The organism is Pseudorhizobium banfieldiae, from assembly GCF_000967425.1.
Lineage (GTDB): Bacteria > Pseudomonadota > Alphaproteobacteria > Rhizobiales > Rhizobiaceae > Neorhizobium > Neorhizobium banfieldiae.
Window position 1 is genome coordinate 2,297,090 of sequence record NZ_FO082820.1, and the last position, 21,170, is coordinate 2,318,259.

Below are 21,170 nucleotides of genomic sequence, written 5' to 3' on the forward strand. Positions count from 1 at the left end.
AACCTCAACCATAGTTGAGGTCAACAGGCATCCGAGAAAAATGAGCGAAACGATTCACGAAGGCATCCGGCGGGAGCTGTCGGTCGGAGAAATTGCCCGGCGCAGCGGCGTCGCGGTCTCGACGCTGCACTTCTATGAGACGAAGGGGCTGATCGAGAGCTATCGGAATAGGGGCAATCAACGCCGCTACCGGCGCTCGGTCTTGCGGCGTGTCGCCGTCATCAAGGTCGCACAGAAGACCGGCATCCCATTGGCGGAGATCCGCGACGCCCTCTCCGTCCTGCCGCACGACCGCCCGGTCACCGCGAAGGACTGGCGCAGACTGTCGGAGACCTGGAGGCAGAAACTGGATGAACGGATTTCCAGCCTGACTGCACTACGCGACCATCTCACCGGCTGCATCGGCTGCGGCTGCCTGTCCATGACCGACTGCCCTCTGCGCAATCCTTACGACGTGATGAGTGACAAGGGGCCAGGGCCGGTCATTCTAGAAGAAGAAGCCGGAAGGGAGTATGCTGGATAGTCAATCCGCGCTTGGCAGCCGGCGCATGGTAAATTCGATCCGGTCGCCGTCGAGTTGGCGCCAACTCTCGACCTCGGTCCAGTAGGCCGCCTTCGGATACGCGTCGAACCACTCCCGCGCCTTCTGGCGGGCCTCGTCGCGAGAAAGGCAGAAGGTTTCCCGCACGAACATCGACGAACGCCCAGACTTCTCCTGGCGGTGCCGGTCGATCCTTCTCTTCAGGCCGTCGAGCGGCGGCGGCGTGAACTTCGCCATGGGTCTACCTCTCTGGGCTGAAGATAATGCGGCGCTGCGCGCTTTGCGAGTCGGAAAAGCTGGGTCAGACGCCATCGGATTGGCTGCATTGAGCCGTTGCTGCTAAGGGAATCGCTAGAAAAAGAATCGCGAGCGGGAAGAAGCCCATGGAACGTCCAGTTTTGCCGAAAGGTCTGCCGGAGGACATCGAAGAGAAGAAGGCGACGGCGCGCGCATGGTTCGAAAGCCTGCGCGACACGATCTGTGCCTCCTTCGAGGCACTGGAGGACAAGCTGGAAGGTCCCCTGTCCGACCAGCCCGCAGGACGCTTCGTTGCGAAGGACTGGCAACGGGAGGAAGGCCTCGGCGGCGGCGGCCGCATGTCGATGATGGAAGGTCGCGTCTTCGAGAAGGTCGGCGTCCATACCTCCACCGTGCATGGCGAATTCTCTCCCGACTTTCGCGCGCAGATGCCAGGCGCGGATGAAGACCCCCGCTTCTGGGCGTCCGGCATCTCCCTGATCGCCCACCCGATAAATCCCAATGTCCCCGCTGTACACATGAACACCCGCATGGTGGTGACCACCAGCCAGTGGTTCGGGGGCGGTGCCGATCTCACACCCGTCTTGGACCGGCGGCGGGTGCAGACCGATCCGGACGCGGCCCTGTTTCACCGCGCCATGGAGATCACCTGCCGGCGCCACGAGGCGGTCGCCGACTACGAGCGCTACAAGCAGTGGTGTGACGAGTACTTTTTCCTGAAGCACCGCAACGAGCCGCGCGGGATCGGCGGCATCTTCTTCGACTGGCTGCATTCCGGCGAGGAAAAGGGCGGCTGGGAGGCCGACTTCTCCTTTGTCCAGGATGTCGGCCGGGCCTTCGCCCTCGTCTATCCGAAGATCGTCGAGGCGAATTTCAACCAGGCCTGGACGGAGGCGGACCGGGACGAACAGCTGGTCCGCCGCGGTCGCTATGTCGAGTTCAACCTTCTCTATGATCGCGGCACGATCTTCGGTCTGAAGACCGGCGGCAACGTCGAATCGATCCTCTCGTCCCTGCCCCCGGTCGTGCGCTGGCCCTGAGGGGGCGGAGAACCTATGGCTTCGCATCGTGCGGCCGTCGGTACGATCACGCAATATGTCGCATCGCTAACATTTGACATGTTCAGGCAATATCTTTGATGCTAGTCTTCTCCTTGGTTGCACCGGAGGAGGAACGCGATGATTGCGTCGAATAGCATGCCTGTGCCGCAGAGGACCCCGACCGAATGGACTTCGGAAAGGGCACGTTTCCTGGATATCCCCGACATGATCGAGCATCTCGCTGACGAACTGCGTTCGCGTAGCGACCCGTGCCTGCCCAGGGAGTACTATCTCGAGCAGGTAAGACGGCAGTTGGCCGGCCGTACAGGCCTCACCAACGCGGCGGCCAGGGAGCAGATCTTCGGGCGGCGGCACATGCCGCTGCAGTCGGCTTCCGTTTTCCATGCCTGGGCGCTACGCGATTAGGTGAAAGGGAACGCCTGCCGATCTCTCTAGTTACGCTAGGGCGACGAGGTATCCTCGGATAGTTTTCGTCGCCCATCACAAGGAGGACGCAATGAGACTTTTCGAATGCGGAACCCTCGTTCCCGGATGCTCCTGGCACACCCGCGCAAATGAAGATGCGGAAATCGTCCGACGCGCAGTCGAGCACCTGCGCATCGCCCATGGCGAAGAGATCATCCGCGAGAACATGGTCGAGAACATCAAGGCACGGATCCGCGACGAAGCGGCCGCAGCCTGACGTCGGCCTCAGCCCATATCCTTGACCATCTGCTCCAGCCGGGCAGTCAGCTCTGCCCGGCCAAGCGTGAAGTTGCGCTCCACCCAGAGCGTCTCGAGCGCCGCCAGAACCTCGCCGACACGCTTGCCGGCGGGAACGCCGGTGGCAAGCACGTCACTCCCTGACAACGGAAAGCTCGGCCGTTCGTACGCGTCGCAGCGAGCAGAGAGGGCGCTCAGTCTTGCAGTCTTGCGCATGGCCATCGGGTCGCCTTGGCCGGATGCGCGCGAACTGGCGAGCGCAAGCCTCAGCCGCATGCGCACCCCTTCCCGACCATAGCGGTATAGCAGACGATCAAAACCCACATCCGTCACCTCGTCAGGAAGAACAGGCGTTGTTGACCATGCCTGCAGTCTTGCAGCTTCCGCATTCGACATGCGCAGCCGCTTCGCCATCGCTTCCATGCGCTCGGGATCGTCGGGCACGATTGCCGCAAGACGCAGCACGGGATCGGGCTCCCACCTCATCGCCTGCTCGGTGGCCACGAGCCCGTGCACCGCATCGATGCCCCATTTCTCGGTTTCCGGCAGGATCTCGGTGAGGACCCCCGTCTGGCGCATCCAGAGGAGGGCGCGCGACGGATCGGGAGCGGCAAGCAGCTTCTTGGTCTCGCTCCAGATGCGCTCGGCCGACAGGGTGCCCAATTTGTCCTTCGCTCTTGCCGAGGCCCTCAGCCCGTCTGCATCGGGGCGCCCATCCCCATAATAGGCAAAGAACCGGAAGAAGCGCAGGACACGCAGATAGTCCTCGGCAATCCGTGCCGCCGCATCGCCTATGAAGCGGACATTGCGCGTTTCGATGTCCGCAAGACCGCCCACGAGATCAATCACATCGCCGGTTGCATCCGCGTAGAGAGCATTGATCGTCAGGTCCCGCCGTTCGGCATCCACCGTCCAGTCGGTACCATAGGCCACCTGCGCGCGGCGCCCGTCCGTCTCAACGTCTCGGCGGAGCGTCGTCACCTCGAAGCCCTGCCCGTCCAGCACGAGCGTCACCGTCCCGTGGTCGATCCCGGTCGGGACGGCCTTGATGCCCGCCGTCTTGGCACGCTCGACGACCTCCTCGGGCCGAAGCGTCGTCGCGATGTCGACATCCCCGACCGGCATGCCCATCAGTGCATTTCGGACAGCACCGCCCACCACGCGCGCTTCGCCGCCTTCGGCGTTCAGCACGTCCATGATGCGTCGCAGTGCGGGGTCACGGAACCACGCCTCGCCGGCAACCGATGTCATGCGTAAAGCCTTTCGTAGAGCGTGCGGACAATGCTCGCAGTAATGCCCCAAATATTGCGGTCTCCATAGGGCAGCTCGTAGAAATGCCGCTCCCGACCATCCCAGATGCGGCTGCCGCGGCGGTAGTTGTCAGGGTCCATCAGGAAGGACAGCGGCACCTCAAAGACCTCATCCACTTCGTGCGGGTTGAGCTTGAGATCGAAGCCGCGGCGCACCACCGAAAGCACCGGCGTGATCCGGAACCCGCTCGGCGCAAGATAGATCGGCAGTCGCCCGACCGGTTCGACGAACATGGGCGACAGCCCGATCTCCTCTTCCGCCTCCCGTACCGCCGCCGTTTCCGGCGAGGCATCCTCGGGATCGATCGCCCCGCCGGGGAAAGCGATCTGGCCGGAGTGCTTGCGAAGGGTCGCGGTGCGCTGCGTGAAGATCACCTTGGCCTCCTCGCCATCGTCGACGACCGGCACGAGAACGGCGGCATCCTTCAGATGCAGGTCTTCGATCACCGGCAGGAGCTCGGGATTGAGCAGATGGTCGCCATGATCGCGCCAGGCATGCTCGATCGGGCCGCCGTTCTGGTTCAAGGCCCGCGCCTTGAAACCAGCTGCCGAATAAAGCGGAGCATCAGTCATGCGACAGTGTTTCCAGTTCGGAGGCGGGCATGACCGGGAAGACTTCTCCCGCCGACCGGATCGCGAACATCGACACGCCGTCGATGTCGACGGTTTCACCGAGTTCGACCAGGTCATACATGACCGGCCGCGACACCAGCGCCTCCAGCCGTCCCCGCACGAGAAGATAGGGCTTCAACTCGCTGTTCTCGCCCTCGATGACGAAGCGGATGGGGTGCTCGGCGCTGGCTTCCACCACATCGCCGACATTCGTCCGGAACGTCAGCACCTGTTGGCCGTCCCGGGTCGACCGGCTCATCTCCACGGCCAGGAACGGCGCGTCCTCGACACGGATCCCCACCTTCTCCACCGGCGTGACAAGATAGGTCTTGCCGTCCTCGTCCTTGCGGAGCACCGTCGAGAACAGCCGGACCAGCGGCTGCCGACCGATCGGAGTACCCATGTAGAACCAGGTGCCGTCGGCCCGGATCTCCATGTCAAGGTCGCCGCAGAAGGGCGGATTCCATTTGTTGACCGGCGGCAGGCCCGGCTTTCCGCCCGCCTTCTGGTCCGCGGCCCGGGAGATCAGCGCGGCCAGTCCGGCCGGGTCAGTCGCTGTCTGAATGGTTTCGCCTGCCATCTTTCAGTCCCGGTTCCGCTCTAAGCAAACTCTGTCACGAGATAGTCATTCGAGGCGTTCTTGTCAGCCGCTTATGCGGTAATAAGTTGTTCGATAGGAAGTGGTTGCCCCAGCGCAACGATTCGTCCGCCGCCACGGATTATCCGGTAGGGCCTCAAGGAGAGCGACATGGGTCTGATGAATTCCACCGAGACTGTTGCGGACGAAAAGGCCGTGATCGCGGCCGCCGAACAGGCGCTGGCCGACATAGCAGCGGTTCGCAGCGAGGTCGCCAAGGTCATCTTCGGCCAGGAACGCGTGGTGGAGAATACCCTGCTTGCGCTCCTCTCCGGTGGCCATGCCCTCCTCGTCGGCGTACCCGGCCTCGCCAAGACCAAGCTGGTGACGACGCTCGGCTCCGTTCTCGGGCTCGACTCCAGCCGCATACAGTTCACGCCCGACCTGATGCCCTCAGACATTCTCGGATCGGAAGTGATGGACCAGGATGATTCCGGCCGCCGCTCCTTCCGCTTCGTGAAGGGTCCGGTCTTTGCGCAGTTGCTGATGGCGGACGAGATCAACCGCGCCTCGCCCCGCACCCAGTCCGCCCTGCTGCAATCCATGCAGGAATACCACATCACCGTCGCCGGCCAGCGCTATGACCTCCCCTCGCCCTTCCACGTGCTCGCAACGCAGAACCCGCTGGAGCAGGAAGGCACCTATCCCCTGCCGGAAGCCCAGCTCGACCGCTTTCTCCTGCAGGTCGACGTGCTCTACCCGGAACTCGCCGCCGAACGCCAGATCCTGCTCGAAACCACCAGCTCCGCGGAAGCAAAGGCGCGAGGCGTCATCGACGCTGCACGTCTCCAGGAGATCCAGTCGCTGATCCGCCAGATGCCGGTCAGCGACAAGGTGGTGGACGCCATCCTGCAGCTCGTCCGCTCCGCGCGTCCCGGCCATGGCAACGCCACCACCGACAAGAACGTCGCCTGGGGACCCGGACCACGCGCCGGACAGTCGCTGATGCTCACCGCCCGCGCCCGCGCCCTCTACCAGGGGCGTCTCGCCCCGTCGCTGGATGACGTCCATGCGCTGGCCGAACCTGTCCTCCAGCACCGGATGGCGCTGACCTTTGCGGCACGCGCGGAAGGCATGTCCGTCCGCGACGTGATCGCCGGTCTTGTCAGGCAGGCGCGCGGCTGAACCTGCGTCCATAGAAGGGATCGCGCGTGGCACCCATTGGCGAGATCGTCCAGCAGACTTCCGGCAGCCAGGTTCTGTCGCGCGCCCAGGCGCGTGCGGCCCTCGTTCCCGACTGCATGGTCGAGGCGAAGCGGATCGCCAACACGGTGATCGCCGGCTGGCACGGACGCCGCAAGCGGGGTGTCGGGGAGAACTTCTGGCAGTTCCGGCCCTATTCGGAGGGCGAAAGCCTGTCACGCATCGACTGGCGCCGTTCCGCCCGGGACGACCATACCTATGTCCGTGACCGCGAGTGGGAAGCCGCCCATACGGTGTGGCTCTGGTGCGACCTGTCGCCGTCGATGATGTACAAGTCGACCTTCGGATCGGTCTCCAAGGAAAGCCGCGCGCTCGTGCTGATGCTGGCCCTTGCCGAAATCCTCGCCCGCTCCGGCGAACGCATCGGCTGCCCCGGCGTCATGGAACCCGTTTCGGCCCGCAATGCCGCCGAGCGGCTGGCCTCCGCCATCATGCATGCGCCGCCGGCCAGTGGCCTGCCGGAGACCGCGATGATCCGTGGCCACAGCGACCTCGTGCTGATCGGCGATTTCCTCGATGAGGCGGACCTGATCATGTCCCGCCTCTCGCCGCTCGCACGGCGCGGCCTGCGGGGCCACGTCGTCGAGATCGCCGACCCGGCAGAGGAAAGCTTCCCCTATTCCGGCCGCACCGAATTTACTGATCCAGAGACCGGCGAGAAGCTTGTGTCCGGCCGGGCAGAAACGATCCGCGATGACTACCGCCGCGCCTATCTTCTTCGCCGGGAGATGCTGGGCGATGCGCTGCGACGACTGGGCTGGAGCTTTGTCTTCCACCGCACGGATCATCTTGCGTCAGAGGCGCTTGTCGCTGTGCACGGCTATCTTTCAGGCATGCCAGCCGGCGGCATGGTCGGAGGACGCCTATGAGTGCCTTCGCCTTCGCCAACCCGGCAATTCTCCTTGGCCTTCTGGCGCTGCCGATCATCTGGTGGCTGCTGAGGCTGACTCCGCCGCGGCCGAAGACGGAAGTCTTCCCGCCGCTGCGCATCCTCGCCGGCGTCCTCAAGCGCGAGGAAACGCCGGCGCAAAGCCCGTGGTGGCTGACGCTGCTGCGCATGCTGCTGGCGGCGACCCTTATCCTGGCGATCGCCAATCCGGTCCTCAATCCGCGCGACGGCTCGCTGGATAACGGTGGCCCACTGGTCCTCGTCGTCGACAATGGCTGGGCGACGTCGACGGACTGGGAGCGACGGATCGAGACCGCCGAGGCGCTGATCGCAGATGCCGAGACTGCGGACATTCCCGTCTCCATTGCCTTCACCGCCGATGCCACGCATGATGCCGTGCCGGGCAACGCGGTGACGGCACGCGAGAAGCTCGCTGCCGCCCGGCCCCGGCCACTCGTGCCGGACCGGGAGAGAGCGGCCTCCGCCATTGGCGAGGCGCTGAACGGCACCACGCCCGGGACGCTCGCCTACATCTCCGACGGGATCGCGACCGACGCCGACGAGGCGGCACTCGCCGCATTGGGCGCACTTTCCCCCGCCGAACTGCGGCTGATCGAGGGCGAGGGTGAAGGTGCCGTCGCGCTCACCTCCGCCGGCAACAGCGCCGAAGCCATGTCGGTGACGGCGACGCGCCTGCCGACACCTGCCCCCCGAAGCATCTCCGTCAATGCGCTGGATATCCAGGGCCGTCCCCTCGCGTCCGGCACCCTGCAGTTCGCGGCCGGCGCGGCAACGGCCACGGCCGAGATCGAAGCGCCTTTCGAACTGCGCAATGATTTCGCCCGTCTCGGCATCGAAGGCCTTGCGACGGCCGGCGCAGCGCATCTTCTCGATGACGGCTTCAAGCGTCGCCGGGTCGCACTGCTCGCGGGCGAAAGCGGCAGCGATTTCCAGCCGCTGCTTCAACCGCTCTACTACATCAGCCGGGCATTGCAGCCCTATGCGGACCTGATCGAGCCGACCACGGCAGATCTCTCGGTTTCCATTCCGCAGGTCCTCGAACGCAACCCCTCGGCCATCATCCTCGCCGATGTCGGACGCCTCCCAGCCGAAACCTACGAACCGCTGCAGGAGTGGATATCACGCGGCGGCATGCTGATCCGCTTTGCCGGTCCGCGTCTCGCCGCGGCTCCGGCCGATGATCCGCTGGTGCCGGTGATCCTGCGCCAGGGGGAACGCGCCCTCGGCGGGGCGCTTTCCTGGTCGGAACCCCAGCCGCTCGCCGACTTCCCCGACTTCGGGCCCTTCACCGGAATGCCGCGGGCCGCGGACATCACCATCAACCGGCAGGTGCTCGCGGAACCCACGCCGGATCTTGCGGAGCGCACCTGGGCGAGCCTCGGCGACGGAACGCCGCTGGTGACGACCCGGGAACAGGAGGCGGGCCGCATCGTTCTCTTCCATACCAGCGCCGAAGCCACGTGGTCGAACATGCCGCTGTCCGGAAACTTCGTCGAGATGCTGAGACGCCTCGTGCAGATGGCCCGCGCCGGTGGTGCGACCACCACGAGCAGCGGAACTGAGGCTGCTGCCACCCTTCCACCCTACCGCCTGCTGGACGCCGAGGGGATCCTGTCGACCGAGACGGGTACGGCAAAGCCGATCGCGATCACGGCCGGCCAGACGCCGGTCGCGAGCTTCGACCATCCCCCCGGTCTCTATGGCAGCGAGGACGGCTTTACCGCGGTCAACCTGCTGGCCGCCGGCACCGAGCTTTCTCATTTCAATCCCGAGCTTGCGGGTCAGCAGGTCCTTCGCGAGACACTGATCGGGGAAGAGGCGACCTCGCTTCGCCCGCTCCTCTTCGCGATCGCTTTCGGACTGATCCTGCTCGACAGCCTCGTCGTTCTCTTCATGAACGGCGCCTTCTCCCGTCTGCCGCGGCGCCCGGGCCGGGCAACCGCCGCCGTCGTGGCTCTGGCCGTCCTCTGTTTCGCAGCCCCCGACTCCGGACTGGCGCAGGATGCAAGGCCCGGGGACGATCTCCTCATGCAGCGCCTCGACACGACGCATCTCGCCTATGTCGTGACCGGAGAAGCAGAGGTCGACCGCCTGTCCGAGCAGGGGCTTGCGGGACTGACGGAGTTCCTGACCTACCGCACAACGCTTGAACCGGGAAAGCCGGTCGGGCTGGACATCGCCACCGATGAGCTCTCCTTCTATCCGATCATCTACTGGCCGATTTCCGCCAACGCCCCCATGCCGTCCGCGGCGGCGATATCGCGGATCGATGCCTATATGCGCAACGGCGGCACCGTCCTCTTCGACACGCGTGACCAGTTCTCCAGCCTCGACAGCTTCGGCGCCACGACCGCCAATGGCGAGCGGCTGCAGGTCATCCTTGCCAATATCGACATCCCGCCGCTGGAACCGACCCCGGAGGATCATGTCCTGGCGCGCGCCTTCTACCTGTTGAAGGACTTTCCCGGCCGCTACGCTGGCAGCCCCCTCTGGGTGGAGGCCAGGCAGGAGGCCGCCGAGACGAGCAGCGAACTCTCATCCTCCGGCGACGGCGTGACGCCTTTGCTGATCACCGCCAACGATTTCGCAGGCGCCTGGGCGATCGACAGCCAGGGTAACTCCGTACTTCCAACGGTGCCGCCGGACGGAATGCAGCGCGAATACGCCTACCGAGCCGGCGTGAACATCATGATGTACATGCTCACCGGCAACTACAAGTCCGACCAGGTCCACGTGCCGGATCTTCTCGAACGGCTCGGCCAGTAGGAGCACCGTCGTGAGCATCGAATTCGCCCCCTTCCTCCCCTGGCCGGCACTAGCGGCCCTTGCCATTGCAGCCGCTCTCCTCTCTGCCCTCAGCCTCTGGCGCGGCATACGGGGCGCCGGCCTCCGCACCGTGGCGCTCGCGGCACTGCTGATGGCCCTCGCAAATCCGCTACTGATGCAGGAAGACCGCGAACAGCTCTCGACGGTCGTGCCGATCGTCGTCGACAGGTCGCAGAGCCAGGCCATGGCAGGGCGACAGGAGCAGACCGATTCGGCGCTTGCCGGGTTGCAGGACCGCTTCGCCCGCTTCCCGCGGATCGAGACGCGCATCGTCGAAGTCTCGGACGACCCGGACACGGAGACGCCATCCACGCGGCTGTTTTCCGCCCTCGCCTCGGCCACGTCCGACGTGCCTCCGGGACGTATCGGCGGCGCCGTCTTCCTGACGGACGGGCAGATCCACGACCTGCCCGGCGTCAATCAGGAACTCACGACCAATGCCCCGATGCACGGCCTGATCACCGGTCAGCCGGAGGAATTCGACCGGCGCGTGCAGGTTATTCGCGCACCCCGTTTTGGAATTGTCGGCGAAGAACAGCAAATGACCCTGCGTGTCTTCGACGACGGCCGCAGCACCGGCGAGGTCGCGGATGTCACCGTCCGCATGAATGGCGAGGAGATCGCGACACTTCAGGCGGCTCCCGGCGCTGACACGCCGTTTTCCTTTACCGTCCCGCGCGGCGGCGGCAATGTCATGGAGTTCTCCGTCGCCGAAGTCCCCGGCGAAGTGACCGCCGTCAACAACCGCGCCGTCCATGTCATCGACGGTATCCGGCAGAACCTGCGCGTGCTCCTAGTGTCGGGCGAGCCCCATGCCGGCGAGCGCGCCTGGCGCAACCTCTTGAAATCCGACGCGTCGGTCGATCTCGTCCACTTCACCATCCTGCGTCCCCCGGAGAAGCAGGATGGTACTCCGATCAATGAGTTGTCACTGATTGCTTTCCCGACGCGTGAACTCTTTGTCGAGAAGATCGAGGATTTCGATCTCATCATCTTCGACCGCTACACGCACCGCAACGTGCTGCCGATCCTCTACTATGACTACATCGCGCAGTACGTGCAGAACGGCGGGGCCCTGCTGATCGCCGCAGGCCCCGAGCATGCCGGCGACAACTCCATTGCCGCAACGCCGCTTTCGCAGATCCTGCCGGCAGAGCCGACCGGAGAGGTCCACAATGCCGGCTTCTATCCGCGCCTGTCGGAGGATGGCCAGAAGCATCCCGTAACGCGCGGGCTTGACGGCGCAGGTCAGGAGCCGCCCGCCTGGGGCCGCTGGTTCCGCTCCATCGACGTTGCCGCACCGCAGGGCGAGACTGTCATGCTCGCAGACCAGGGGCGGCCGCTTCTCGTCCTCAACCGCGAGGCCGAGGGCCGCGTCGCCATGCTGCTTTCCGACCATGGCTGGCTCTGGGCCCGCGGCTTCGAAGGCGGCGGCCCGCATGTCTCGCTCTACCGGCGGATCGCGCACTGGCTGATGAAGGAGCCAGACCTCGAAGAGGAGGCGCTCACGGCCCGCGCCATCGGCCGCACGCTGGAGGCGACACGCCAGACGATCGGGGATGATCCGGGTCCGGCCACCATCACCTATCCCTCTGGCCGCAGCGAAACCGTTCCGCTCGTTGAGGCGGGCCCCGGTCTCCACCGCTTCGAGCGGCGCATGGAGGAGACGGGTCTGTTCGAAGTTACGAGCGGCGAGTTTTCTACCCTTGTCCATGTCGGGACGGTCGATGCGCCGGAGTTTAAGGCGATGATCTCGACAGAGGAGACACTTGCTCCCTATGCCGAGAAAACCAAGGGCCTGGTGACGAGGGTCTCGAACGGGGAAAACCTGTCGCTGCCGGATATCCTGCCGGTGCGCGGCGAGGTGCGGGTGCAGGATCGCAACCGCATGGTGATCCGTCTGACCGACGAGACCGTGCTGCGGGGCATCAACACGATCCCGCTGTTTGCGGGGTTTGGCGGGCTGTCCATCCTGCTCCTCGCCGTGGCGGCGATGTGGTGGCGCGAAGGTCGTTAGGGATAAGCTAGTTTTGGGGTTCCGCCACGCCTTCGCGGCTGCTATTGCGCACGCCGCTGAAACCGACCGGCTGTCCCATGTTACCCGAACTGACGATTACCGACCACTTCACTCCCGAGGAAGAACAGGCGATCCTCGACCGCCTGCAGGCTTACAATATCGAGAACTTCGGGCCGATGGACCGCAAGGATCTCGCCATCATCCTGCGGGATGGGGCCGGCGACCCGGAGGGCGGGCTTCTCGGCCGCACCGGACGCGGCTGGCTTTACGTGCAGATGCTGTTTGTTCCCGAACACCTTCGCGGCCAGGGCATTGCGAAACGACTGCTCGCCATGGCGGAAGAGGAGGCACGCAGCCGTGGCTGCGTCGGTGCCTATCTCGACACGATGAACGCCTTGGCCCTGCCCTTCTACCTGAAGCAGGGGTATGAACCCATCGGCAGGCTGGAAGGCCTCACCGGAGGCCATTCCGTCACCTGGCTGAAGAAGCGCCTCTGACATGCCCTAGGCTAGCGAGGCCTCGCGGGTTTCCGCATCGATTAGGAACGCCGCTAGCGCAGCGAGGACCAGCAGGCCCGCGAAGACCGCAATCGCCAGCCCGAAGCTCTGCGCCACCACGAAGGCCATCGCCGAAGGTGCGATCAGCCCTCCGAAGCGGGCCATGGCGCCTGCCGCGCCCATGCCCGTTGCCCGCGACGCCGTCGGGTAGAGTTCCGGCGTGAAGGCGTAGAGAGCGCCCCATGTGCCGAGCAGGGCGAAGCTCATGATCAGCAGCGAGGCTCCGATCAGGATGCTTCCGCTCGCCACGACGAAGAGGAAACATCCCGCTGCCGAGAGCAGGCAGAAGCCGACCAGAGTCGGCCGTCGGCCCCACTTCTCGACGCCATAGGCCGCAAGCGCGTAGCCCGGAAGCTGGGCGAGCGCGACCAGCACGAGGAAGCCATAGCCGCGGACAAATCCAAAGCCCTCCCCGGCAAGCTTCGGCGGCATCCAGACGAAGACACCGTAATAGGAAATCGAGACCAGGAACCACACCGCCAGGATCAGGATGCTGCGGCGGCGAAGCGGGCCGGAGAATATCTTCACCTCCGGCACCGGCGCCGGCTGCGCAAGTTGCTGGCTGGCGGGCAGCATGTGCTTGCCATTGGTCACCAGGATCTGGTCGATGATCGACTTCGCCTCGTCGCTCCTTCCGGTCCGCATCAGATAGAGCGGCGATTCAGGCACCAGGAAGCGCAGGCCAAAACCGATGAGTGCGGGAAGCGCGGTCACGGCGAAGATGTAGCGCCAGGCGTCCTCGACCTCCAGGAGGCTCAACACCCACGCGGCAAGGGCGACGATCAGCGTGCCGATCGCCCAGAAGCCTTCGAGCATGACGAGCCAGCGCCCCCTGTTCCGCGCCGGCAGGAACTCCGCCATCATCGCGTAGTCGACGGGAAGCGTCCCGCCCACGGCCGCCCCCGTCAGGAAGCGGAGCAGAAGCAGGATGGTGAAGTCCGGCGCGAAGATGGAAAGTGTACCGAAGATCGCATCGGCGAGCACGGTCACGATCAGCACGTTGCGGCGGCCGATCCGGTCGGCCAGCCGGCCGAAGCCGATCGCGCCGACCAGCATGCCGAGAAAGAAGAGCGTCCCGGTCTGGAGCGCCTGCGGCACCGTCAGGCCGAAGGTTGCAGCGATCGAGGCTGCGGTGAAACCGACCGCTAGCACCTGCATGGCATCGGCCGTCCACACGAGCCCGAAGATGCCGATCAGTCGTTTCTGGTATGTCCCTGCCCCGGCGCGATCCAGCGCCTCGTCTATGGTAAGCGTCGTCATTCCACCGTCCCCTGTGCTGACGAAGGCCCCGGAACTCCCGCGGCTCAAGCCCCCATAGAGGATGTGTCCCAGTCGTGCCAGTAAATTGTGCCCTTGAGCCGGTCATGGACATCGGCAGCCATGGGCACGACGAGCACCCGCGCCGGGTCGACCGGCCCTGGGAAAGCGAGCGCGCCATAGGCGACCTTCTCGAAGCCCAGCGGCATGTAATAGGGCGGGTCGCCCACCAGGATGACCGCTTCCGAACCTCTCCGCCGGGCCGCCTCGACAGCGATCCGGACCAGTTCCCGCCCGATTCCCCGGTTCTTGTGCGACGGGCGGACGGCAAGCGGCCCGAGCAGATGCCCCTTCACCGATCCTGCCATCACCGGTGTCATCCGGACCGAGGCGATCGTCTCGCCGTCGTCGGCGCAGACGAAGGACAGCGACCGATCATGGTGGCCCTGCTCGCGGATGCGGGCAGCCGCACGCGTATGCCGCCCAGGCCCGAAGGCCTCGGCATTGATCAGTTCGATGACGTCGTCATGCGAAGCGTCCTCGGTGAGGTAGACAAGATCGTGCTTGGGCGAGAGTTGCGGAGCCATGGGTGAACCGAAGCCTTGGAGAATACGGATGAGACAGGTGATCGTGGCGGCGCTCGTGGAGCGTCACGTCGGAGGATCAGCGTCGTCGCAGTGCCCGTACTTCGGTCATCGAGGGTTCCTGAATGATGGCAAGCCCAATAGCAGCAAATATTTTCGCCGCCAAGGTCAAAACGCACCGTTCATCGGACCTGCCCTCGCAATTTCGGTCCCGTGACGCAATTATGCCTGCAGCAAGAGGAGATCATGATGGGCAGACTCGTCGACGGTGAATGGCAGGACGTCTGGTATGACACGAAGGCGACGAAGGGACGCTTCAAGCGTTCAGAGTCCCGGTTCCGCAACTGGATCACCGCGGACGGCTCTGCCGGGCCGAGCGGCACCGGCGGGTTCAAGGCGGAGCCCGGACGCTATCACCTTTACGTCTCCTATGCCTGTCCGTGGGCGCACCGGACGCTGATCTTCCGCACGCTGAAGCAGCTCGAAGATCTGATATCGGTCTCGGTCGTCGACTACGTCATGCTGGAGAACGGCTGGGAATTCAGGCGTGGCAGCGGCTCGACCGGCGATGCGTTGTTCGCGGCCGATTTCCTCTACGAGGTCTACCTCAAGGCGGACCCGGACTATTCGGGCCGGGTCACCGTCCCGGTTCTCTGGGACAGGCAACAGCAGACGATCGTCTCGAACGAGAGCGCCGAAATCATCCGCATGTTCAACACCGCCTTCGACGATCTGACCGGCTCGAGAGACGATTATTACCCGCCGGACCTGCGCCAGGAAATCGACGAGATCAACGCGCTCGTCTACGATACCGTCAACAATGGCGTCTACAAGGCGGGCTTCGCCACGACGCAGGAGGCCTACGAGGAGAACGTGGTCCCGCTGTTCGAGACACTCGACATGCTGGAGAAGCGCCTCGCCACCAGCCGCTATCTCTTCGGCGACAGGATCACGGAGGCCGACTGGCGTCTCTTCACGACGCTCGTCCGCTTCGATGCGGTCTATGTCGGTCACTTCAAGTGCAATATCCGCCGGATCGCCGACTACCTCAACCTGAACGGCTATCTTCGCGATCTCTATCAGGTGCCGGGCGTGGCTGAGACCGTCCACTTCGATCATATCAAGGGCCACTATTACCGCAGCCACAAGACCATCAATCCGACGGGCGTAGTTCCGCTCGGTCCAGCCTTGGATCTGGATGCGCCCCACGAGCGGGGCGGCATCGGCACCTGACCTACCACATGTCCGATGGCGGCTCCTGCCCCGTCACTTCGCGAATCCGCCTGAGGGTGGCGGAGGTGACATCCTCGGGCAGTCGCTCGAGGTCAAAGAAGCCGCTTTCGGCAATCTCCCGGTCGGGCTTCCTGGGTTCCGTCTGCTCCACCTCGACCCGGTAGAAGAGGACGTGGTCACGCTTGCTGGCCCCGCGGTTGTAATAGACGTGGAAAAGTTCCGGCGGCCCCGTCATCACCAGGTTGCCTTCCTCGCGCAGTTCCTTTTCCAGCGCGCCGAGCGCCGTTTCGTGCCGCTCGACCCCGCCGCCCGGAAGATACCATCCCGGCACATAGGTATGTCGCACCATGAAGATCCGCCCATCCCTGTCGAAGCAGGCGGCGCGGACGCCGAGCGTCATGCCTCGCCTGAGGAAGAAGAAGTGGTGGAACAGCCAGACCACCAGGCGGCTTCGCAGCCCGCTCACCTCTGGAATGCCCGGCCCTGACATCTCACGTCCTCGTGTCTGGAGAAAAGGGATAACGAATTACCCGCTCATGCGTTATGTCTGCGACATGTTCAAGTTTGCCCATATCTCCGACATCCATCTCGGGCCGCTGCCAAAACTCACGCTCCGTGAGCTGTTCTCGAAGCGGATCACCGGCTTTGTGAACTGGCACCGGAACCGGCGCAAGCACCTCTTCGTCAATACGCTCGACCTGCTGTTGAGCGATCTGCGCACCCGCGAACCCGATCACCTCGTCATTACCGGCGATCTTGTCAACCTCGCGACCGGCATCGAAACGCGGCTGGCCGCCGAATGGCTCGAGACAATCGGCGATCCAACCGATACGACCGTCGTGCCAGGGAACCACGACGCCTACGTCCGGGGCGCTCACGACCGGTCCGTGAAGGCCTGGTACCCCTTCATCATCGGCGACGAGGGGACGCGTGACTGGGATGATGAGACGAAGGTCTTCCCGACCATCCGTCGCCGCGGTCCTGTCGCCATCATCGGCTGCTCGACATCCGTCGCCACGCCGCCCTTCTCGGCGTCCGGGTATTTCAGCCCGCGCCAGGCGCGCGAGACCGTCAACCTGCTGAAGAAGGCCGGCGATGAAGGCCTGTTCCGGGTCGTCCTCATCCATCACCCGCCGATCCATGGCGCTGCCTCCTCGCACAAGCGGATGATCGGCATCCGCCGTTTTGCTGCCGCCATTTCCACCGGCGGCGCCGAGCTCGTTCTGCATGGCCATACCCATCTGAACACGGTCTACTGGCTGAAGAGCCAGAATGGCCAGGTGCCGGTGGTAGGCATCGCCTCCGCCTCGCAGGGACCGGGCGGCCACAAGCCCCGTGCGGCCTACAACCTCTTCACCCTGAGCGGCGAACCTGGGGCGTGGAACCTCGTCTGCGACCGTTACGGACTGACGGAACCGGGCGACGCAGTGGCCCTTGACCACAGTCACCGCTTCTATGGCGAAGCGGTGCGACCGATGGCCGTGCCCGAAGCGGCAAGGATGATTTGAGGCACGAAGTTGTCGAATCGCCACATTCGATTCATAAATTCGGTCTAACCCGCCTCGAACATGAACCAAGGCTTTTTTCCTAGCATGGCGCAACCCGCTGCATCCATTGATCCGAGACGCGACCTGGTCTCCCTGCTTCCGCGCCTCCGGCGGTTCGCGTTGACCTTGGCCTCGGACGTTTCCGAGGCGGACGATCTGGTACTCGGCGCCTGTTCGGCCGTGGTGGCAGATGGGCTGCCGGGCGATGCACCGAGGCTGGACCTCCACCTCTTCGCCGCCATTCGAACGCTCGCCAACGCCCATGCCGGCACGTCACCCAAAAGCGGAGCGTCGGCGCCCTCAAGGTGCCAGTCGCTTGTCCTTACTGCTCCGTTTAACCTTGCCGTAAGCTTCCTGCTCGTCGAAGTGGAAGGCCTGTCATATGCCGAGGCTGCCGATGTCCTCGACATATCGAGCGATGCAGTCGCGTTGCAGCTCTGCGAGGCTCGCCTCTATTTCTCCACCCTCCCCTCGGACGTGACGGAGAGACGAGCGTGAAGCAGTCCAGAGACACCCACGCATCCAGGCTGGCCGCCAGTCGACAGCTCGATGGTGAACTCGCGGACGCAGATCTCGACCTCGCCGAACAGAAGGCCCACCTGCACCAAGCGCAGGAGGCTCTGAAGCTCGGAAACCTCCGTGGCCGTGAGATCTTCGAGGACCTACTCAAGGAGCCGGTGCCCCTCGATCTTGTTCGCCGGATCAGGACGAGCCCGCAGGCCCGGAAGGCGGTCCGGCTCCCCTCGCCGCGTCGGCAGGCGAAGCTGACCCTTCCCCGCGTGGCGGCCGCCTTTCTCCTGACCTTCGTGCTCGGCGGCGGCCTCGGTTACATGCTCGCGTTGAAGCCTGCGTCGGCCGTCTCGACCCTGATCGCCGATGCCGGAGACGCATGGCTGGACGACGTCGTCGCCCACTATCGGACGTTCTCGCGGATGGACGGCCGGCTTGCGGAACTGCCTGCGTCCGAGCCGGCGGCTATCATCGAATGGCTGCTGGGCAATACCGGGGTAAACTTCCGCATTCCCGACCTGTCGGACAACGGACTGGCTTTCGAAGGCGCGCGCATGCTGGTGGCAGGCGGAATGCCCGTCGGCCAGCTGGTCTATACATCCGGCGAGGGAGAGGTCATCAGTCTGCTCTTCCGCAAGAACCGACCCGATGAAGACGGGTTCTCCGAACTGATCCGCGACAACATCGCGCTAGTATCGTGGAGAAGCGCAACCGCGACCTATGTCGTGGTCGGCCCCTCCTCCGCAGCGTCGCTCGATGAGATTGCCGCCAAGGCTGCCGGGCTGATCTGATCGTGCGTCAGCCGGCCCGAGCGATCGTTTCTCGGATGGCGCTCGCCACGTCCAGCGGGCGCTCTTCGACCAGCATGTGACCTGTTTCGGTTAGCTTCCGGACCTGAACATTCGCTGGCAGTCTTTCGACCTGCGCGACCGGGAGAACGGGATCGGCATTGCCCCACAGAACGGTGATCGGCAGGGCAAGCGCCCCAGCGCGCCAACCGGTAAGACGCCCTGCGTCCGTCCCGCGGCATCGACCAGGATGACATCCAGGATGGCAGCGAGCGCAGCACGTGCTTCGGCAGGCGCCCGGGCCTCCAGCAAGGCGGCAACGCTGCGACGATCCACCGGATGATCCGGGGCGCACATCTCCTGCAGAACAGCCGCCATGGTCTCATGGTCATCTGCCGCAGCATAGTGGCGCAACAGAGCTCCATTGATAGCCGGTGCAAACCCGCCCGGCGCCAGAAGCGTCAGGCTTGCCACGCTCTCTGGCTGCCGCAGGGCGAGCAGTGCGGCCACCGCCCCACCCATGGAATGTCCCACCAGATGAAACCGCGGAATGCCCCGCTGCTGCAGGGCCTGACCTACGGCCTTCGCCATGGAGCCTGCACCACCGGCCCGCACACTCAGCGAGCCGCCATGTCCGGGCAGGTCGAAGGCGAGGACCTGGCGTTCTGTCGCCAATTTCGGTGCCAGCGCGTGCCAGATGGCGGCGCTGCCGCCGAAGCCGTGGAGCAGGACCAGCGGAAGCGCCTCGGCATCCGTCCCGCCCCATCTCTCGCAATGCAGTATACTGCTCAGCGCTTCGCCGCCCGCTCTTCCAGCACGCGATTGGCCGCTGACACGATCGCCTCGAGCGACGCCGCGACGATGTTCTTGTTGATGCCTGCCCCGAACAGCTTCCCGCCCGGATGCTCGACCTCGACATAGGCGATAGCCGACGCGTTCGAGCCATGCTGGAGCGAGTGCTCGGAATAATCATTCACCGAAAGCTCGATTCCCAGGTAGGTGGAAAGCGCATTGATGAAACCATCAATCGGCCCCGTACCCGTCCCCTCGATCCGCTTGGTCTCGCCGCCATCGGTAATCTCCGCCGCCACGATCCGCACACCCTTGTGGTCGGTGCCGGCAGGATAGGTGTGATGATCCACGAATTTCAGCCGCCCGCCGGGCTGCTCCACGTAGCGCTCGATGAACCGGTCATAGATGCGCTTGGCAGGAAGCTCCACGCCCTCTTCATCGGTAATGCGCTGGATATCCTCGCGGAACTCCACCTGCAGGTTGCGCGGCAGGTTCAGCCCGTAGTCCTCCTGGAGGATATAGGCGATGCCGCCCTTGCCCGACTGCGAGTTGATGCGGATGATCGCCTCGTAGGAGCGGCCGACGTCCTGCGGGTCGATCGGCAGGTAGGGCACTTCCCAGACCGGCGAATTGGCCTTGCGGATTGCCTTCATTCCCTTGTTGATGGCGTCTTGGTGCGAGCCGGAGAAGGCCGTGTAGACCAGCTCGCCCACATAGGGGTGGCGCTCCGGAATCGTCATCTCGTTGGAATACTCGTAGACGGCCTTGATCCGCTCAATGTCGGTGCAGTCCAGTTCCGGATCGACGCCCTGCGTGTACATGTTGAGCGCCAGTGTCACGATGTCGACATTGCCGGTCCGCTCGCCATTGCCGAACAGGGTGCCCTCCACGCGATCTGCGCCAGCCATCAGCCCTAGTTCGGTGGCCGCGATGCCGGTGCCCCGGTCATTGTGCGGATGCAGCGATACGATGATGTTCTCGCGGTTGTCGATGTTGCGGCACATCCACTCGATCTGGTCGGCATAGATGTTCGGCGTCGCCATCTCGACCGTGGACGGCAGGTTGAGGATCAGCTTGTTGTCCGCCGTCGGCTTCACCTCGGCGATGACCGCGTTGCAGATTTCCAGCGCGACTTCCAACTCGGTCCCGGTGAAGCTTTCCGGAGAGTATTCGAAGCGATAGCCGCCGCCGGCCTTGGCCGCCATGTCGGTGATCATCTTCGCCGCATCCACCGCGATCTGCTTGATCCCGGCCACGTCCTTGCCGAACACGACGCGCCGCTGCAGCTCCGAGGTCGAGTTGTAGAAATGGATGATCGGGCGATGCGCGCCTTCCAGCGCCTCGAAGGTACGGGTGATCAGCTCCGGCCGGCACTGGACCAGGACCTGCAGCGACACGTCCTGCGGCACCCCGCCCTCTTCCACGCACCAGCGCGCAAAGTCGAAATCCGTCTGCGAGGCGGAGGGGAAGCCGATCTCGATTTCCTTGAAGCCCATGTCGAGCAGCAGCTTGAACATGCGCGCCTTGCGGTCGTGGCCCATCGGGTTGACCAGCGACTGGTTGCCGTCGCGCAGGTCGACGGAACACCAGATCGGCGCCTTGTCGATTGTCTTCGACGGCCAGGTACGGTCAGGAATATTGATCTGCGGATAGGGCCGGTACTTCATTGCCGCGTCCGGCATGCCCTCGGCTGAAATGGGGGTTTTCGCATCCATTGTCGTCGTCTCTTCTCGCTCACGCACCGCTGGCATTTGCCGCTGCAGATGCGGACCCTATCGGGTCTTCAGGTGTCGATATTGATTGATTGTGAGAGGAGCTCTTGCGC

General features: G+C 64.5%; 22 protein-coding genes. 13 read left to right on the forward strand and 9 right to left on the reverse strand.

The annotated features are described in order from the left end of the window. Positions 1–40 precede the first annotated feature (40 nt). Positions 41–523 (forward strand): redox-sensitive transcriptional activator SoxR, encoded by a 483-nt coding sequence (soxR, locus tag NT26_RS11245; RefSeq protein ID WP_052638905.1) that lies wholly within the window; start codon positions 41–43, stop codon positions 521–523. On the opposite strand, the gene NT26_RS11250 is transcribed toward soxR, so the two are convergent. Then, complete coding sequence (locus tag NT26_RS11250) at positions 524–778, reverse strand: hypothetical protein (RefSeq protein ID WP_052638906.1); 255 nt, start codon at positions 776–778, stop codon at positions 524–526. It lies immediately after the preceding gene. 146 nt (positions 779–924) lie between these two features. On the opposite strand from NT26_RS11250, the gene hemF reads away from it, so the two are divergent. The 3 genes from hemF (at position 925) to NT26_RS11265 (ending at position 2,542) form a co-directional block, all read left to right on the forward strand. Continuing rightward, on the forward strand, positions 925–1,839 hold the full coding sequence (gene hemF, locus NT26_RS11255; RefSeq protein ID WP_052638907.1) for an oxygen-dependent coproporphyrinogen oxidase: 915 nt from the start codon (positions 925–927) through the stop codon (positions 1,837–1,839). A 138-nt stretch (positions 1,840–1,977) separates the two neighbouring features. Further along, positions 1,978–2,265: a hypothetical protein gene (locus NT26_RS11260; protein ID WP_052638908.1), complete on the forward strand. Its 288-nt coding sequence runs from the start codon at positions 1,978–1,980 to the stop codon at positions 2,263–2,265. 91 nt (positions 2,266–2,356) lie between these two features. Beyond that, positions 2,357–2,542: a DUF1059 domain-containing protein gene (locus tag NT26_RS11265; protein ID WP_052638909.1), complete on the forward strand. Its 186-nt coding sequence runs from the start codon at positions 2,357–2,359 to the stop codon at positions 2,540–2,542. Positions 2,543–2,550: 8 nt separating this feature from the next. Here the strand turns inward: NT26_RS11265 and NT26_RS11270 are convergent, their stop codons facing one another. From NT26_RS11270 to NT26_RS11280, 3 genes are read right to left on the reverse strand one after another with little or no spacing between them, the layout of a single operon-like run. Then, entirely contained in the window at positions 2,551–3,813 is a 1,263-nt protein-coding gene (locus tag NT26_RS11270; RefSeq protein WP_052638910.1) for a CCA tRNA nucleotidyltransferase, read from the reverse strand. Next, complete coding sequence (locus NT26_RS11275; protein ID WP_052638911.1) at positions 3,810–4,445, reverse strand: CoA pyrophosphatase; 636 nt, start codon at positions 4,443–4,445, stop codon at positions 3,810–3,812. Before NT26_RS11275 ends, NT26_RS11270 begins: the two co-directional genes overlap by 4 nt. After that, positions 4,438–5,064, reverse strand: a complete 627-nt coding sequence (locus tag NT26_RS11280; protein WP_052638912.1) for a DUF1285 domain-containing protein — start codon at positions 5,062–5,064, stop codon at positions 4,438–4,440. Before NT26_RS11280 ends, NT26_RS11275 begins: the two co-directional genes overlap by 8 nt. A gap of 168 nt (positions 5,065–5,232) precedes the next feature. Here NT26_RS11280 and NT26_RS11285 point away from each other — a divergent pair, with 168 nt between their 5' ends. From NT26_RS11285 to NT26_RS11305, 5 genes are all read left to right on the forward strand, one after another. Next, entirely contained in the window at positions 5,233–6,246 is a 1,014-nt protein-coding gene (locus NT26_RS11285; RefSeq protein ID WP_052638913.1) for an AAA family ATPase, read from the forward strand. 26 nt (positions 6,247–6,272) lie between these two features. After that, the gene (locus NT26_RS11290) at positions 6,273–7,193 is read left to right on the forward strand and encodes a DUF58 domain-containing protein (protein WP_052638914.1); all 921 of its coding nucleotides are present in this window, start codon (positions 6,273–6,275) and stop codon (positions 7,191–7,193) included. Continuing rightward, positions 7,190–10,000 carry a DUF4159 domain-containing protein gene (locus NT26_RS11295; RefSeq protein ID WP_052638915.1) on the forward strand — a complete coding sequence of 937 codons (2,811 nt, stop codon included), beginning with the start codon at positions 7,190–7,192 and terminating at the stop codon, positions 9,998–10,000. The genes NT26_RS11290 and NT26_RS11295 overlap by 4 nt, the downstream gene beginning before the upstream one ends. Before the next feature lie 10 nt (positions 10,001–10,010). Next, the gene (locus NT26_RS11300) at positions 10,011–12,077 is read left to right on the forward strand and encodes a hypothetical protein (protein ID WP_052638916.1); all 2,067 of its coding nucleotides are present in this window, start codon (positions 10,011–10,013) and stop codon (positions 12,075–12,077) included. Between the two features lie 77 nt (positions 12,078–12,154). Beyond that, complete coding sequence (locus tag NT26_RS11305; protein ID WP_052638917.1) at positions 12,155–12,574, forward strand: GNAT family N-acetyltransferase; 420 nt, start codon at positions 12,155–12,157, stop codon at positions 12,572–12,574. Between the two features lie 6 nt (positions 12,575–12,580). On the opposite strand, the gene NT26_RS11310 is transcribed toward NT26_RS11305, so the two are convergent. Together NT26_RS11310 and NT26_RS11315 are read right to left on the reverse strand one after the other, a co-directional pair. Beyond that, entirely contained in the window at positions 12,581–13,894 is a 1,314-nt protein-coding gene (locus NT26_RS11310; protein WP_052638918.1) for an MFS transporter, read from the reverse strand. Between the two features lie 44 nt (positions 13,895–13,938). Continuing rightward, complete coding sequence (locus NT26_RS11315; RefSeq protein WP_052638919.1) at positions 13,939–14,478, reverse strand: GNAT family N-acetyltransferase; 540 nt, start codon at positions 14,476–14,478, stop codon at positions 13,939–13,941. Positions 14,479–14,724: 246 nt separating this feature from the next. Here NT26_RS11315 and NT26_RS11320 point away from each other — a divergent pair, with 246 nt between their 5' ends. After that, on the forward strand, positions 14,725–15,708 hold the full coding sequence (locus tag NT26_RS11320) for a glutathione S-transferase family protein (RefSeq protein WP_052638920.1): 984 nt from the start codon (positions 14,725–14,727) through the stop codon (positions 15,706–15,708). 1 nt (position 15,709) lies between these two features. Here NT26_RS11320 and NT26_RS11325 read toward each other — a convergent pair whose 3' ends face one another. Further along, complete coding sequence (locus NT26_RS11325) at positions 15,710–16,198, reverse strand: NUDIX domain-containing protein (RefSeq protein ID WP_052638921.1); 489 nt, start codon at positions 16,196–16,198, stop codon at positions 15,710–15,712. 64 nt (positions 16,199–16,262) lie between these two features. Here NT26_RS11325 and NT26_RS11330 point away from each other — a divergent pair, with 64 nt between their 5' ends. The 3 genes from NT26_RS11330 to NT26_RS11340 all read left to right on the forward strand — a co-directional run bounded on the left by NT26_RS11330 (position 16,263) and on the right by NT26_RS11340 (position 18,556). Beyond that, the gene (locus NT26_RS11330; protein WP_052642074.1) at positions 16,263–17,216 is read left to right on the forward strand and encodes a metallophosphoesterase family protein; all 954 of its coding nucleotides are present in this window, start codon (positions 16,263–16,265) and stop codon (positions 17,214–17,216) included. Positions 17,217–17,375: 159 nt separating this feature from the next. After that, complete coding sequence (locus NT26_RS11335; protein ID WP_162197788.1) at positions 17,376–17,753, forward strand: sigma factor-like helix-turn-helix DNA-binding protein; 378 nt, start codon at positions 17,376–17,378, stop codon at positions 17,751–17,753. Then, positions 17,750–18,556: an anti-sigma factor gene (locus NT26_RS11340; protein WP_052638923.1), complete on the forward strand. Its 807-nt coding sequence runs from the start codon at positions 17,750–17,752 to the stop codon at positions 18,554–18,556. The genes NT26_RS11335 and NT26_RS11340 overlap by 4 nt, the downstream gene beginning before the upstream one ends. A gap of 90 nt (positions 18,557–18,646) precedes the next feature. On the opposite strand, the gene NT26_RS11345 is transcribed toward NT26_RS11340, so the two are convergent. Together NT26_RS11345 and leuA are read right to left on the reverse strand one after the other, a co-directional pair. Further along, on the reverse strand, positions 18,647–19,345 hold the full coding sequence (locus NT26_RS11345) for an alpha/beta fold hydrolase (RefSeq protein WP_082077686.1): 699 nt from the start codon (positions 19,343–19,345) through the stop codon (positions 18,647–18,649). After that, positions 19,342–21,060 (reverse strand): 2-isopropylmalate synthase, encoded by a 1,719-nt coding sequence (gene leuA / locus NT26_RS11350; RefSeq protein ID WP_052638925.1) that lies wholly within the window; start codon positions 21,058–21,060, stop codon positions 19,342–19,344. The genes NT26_RS11345 and leuA overlap by 4 nt, the downstream gene beginning before the upstream one ends. Between the last annotated feature and the right edge of the window lie 110 nt (positions 21,061–21,170).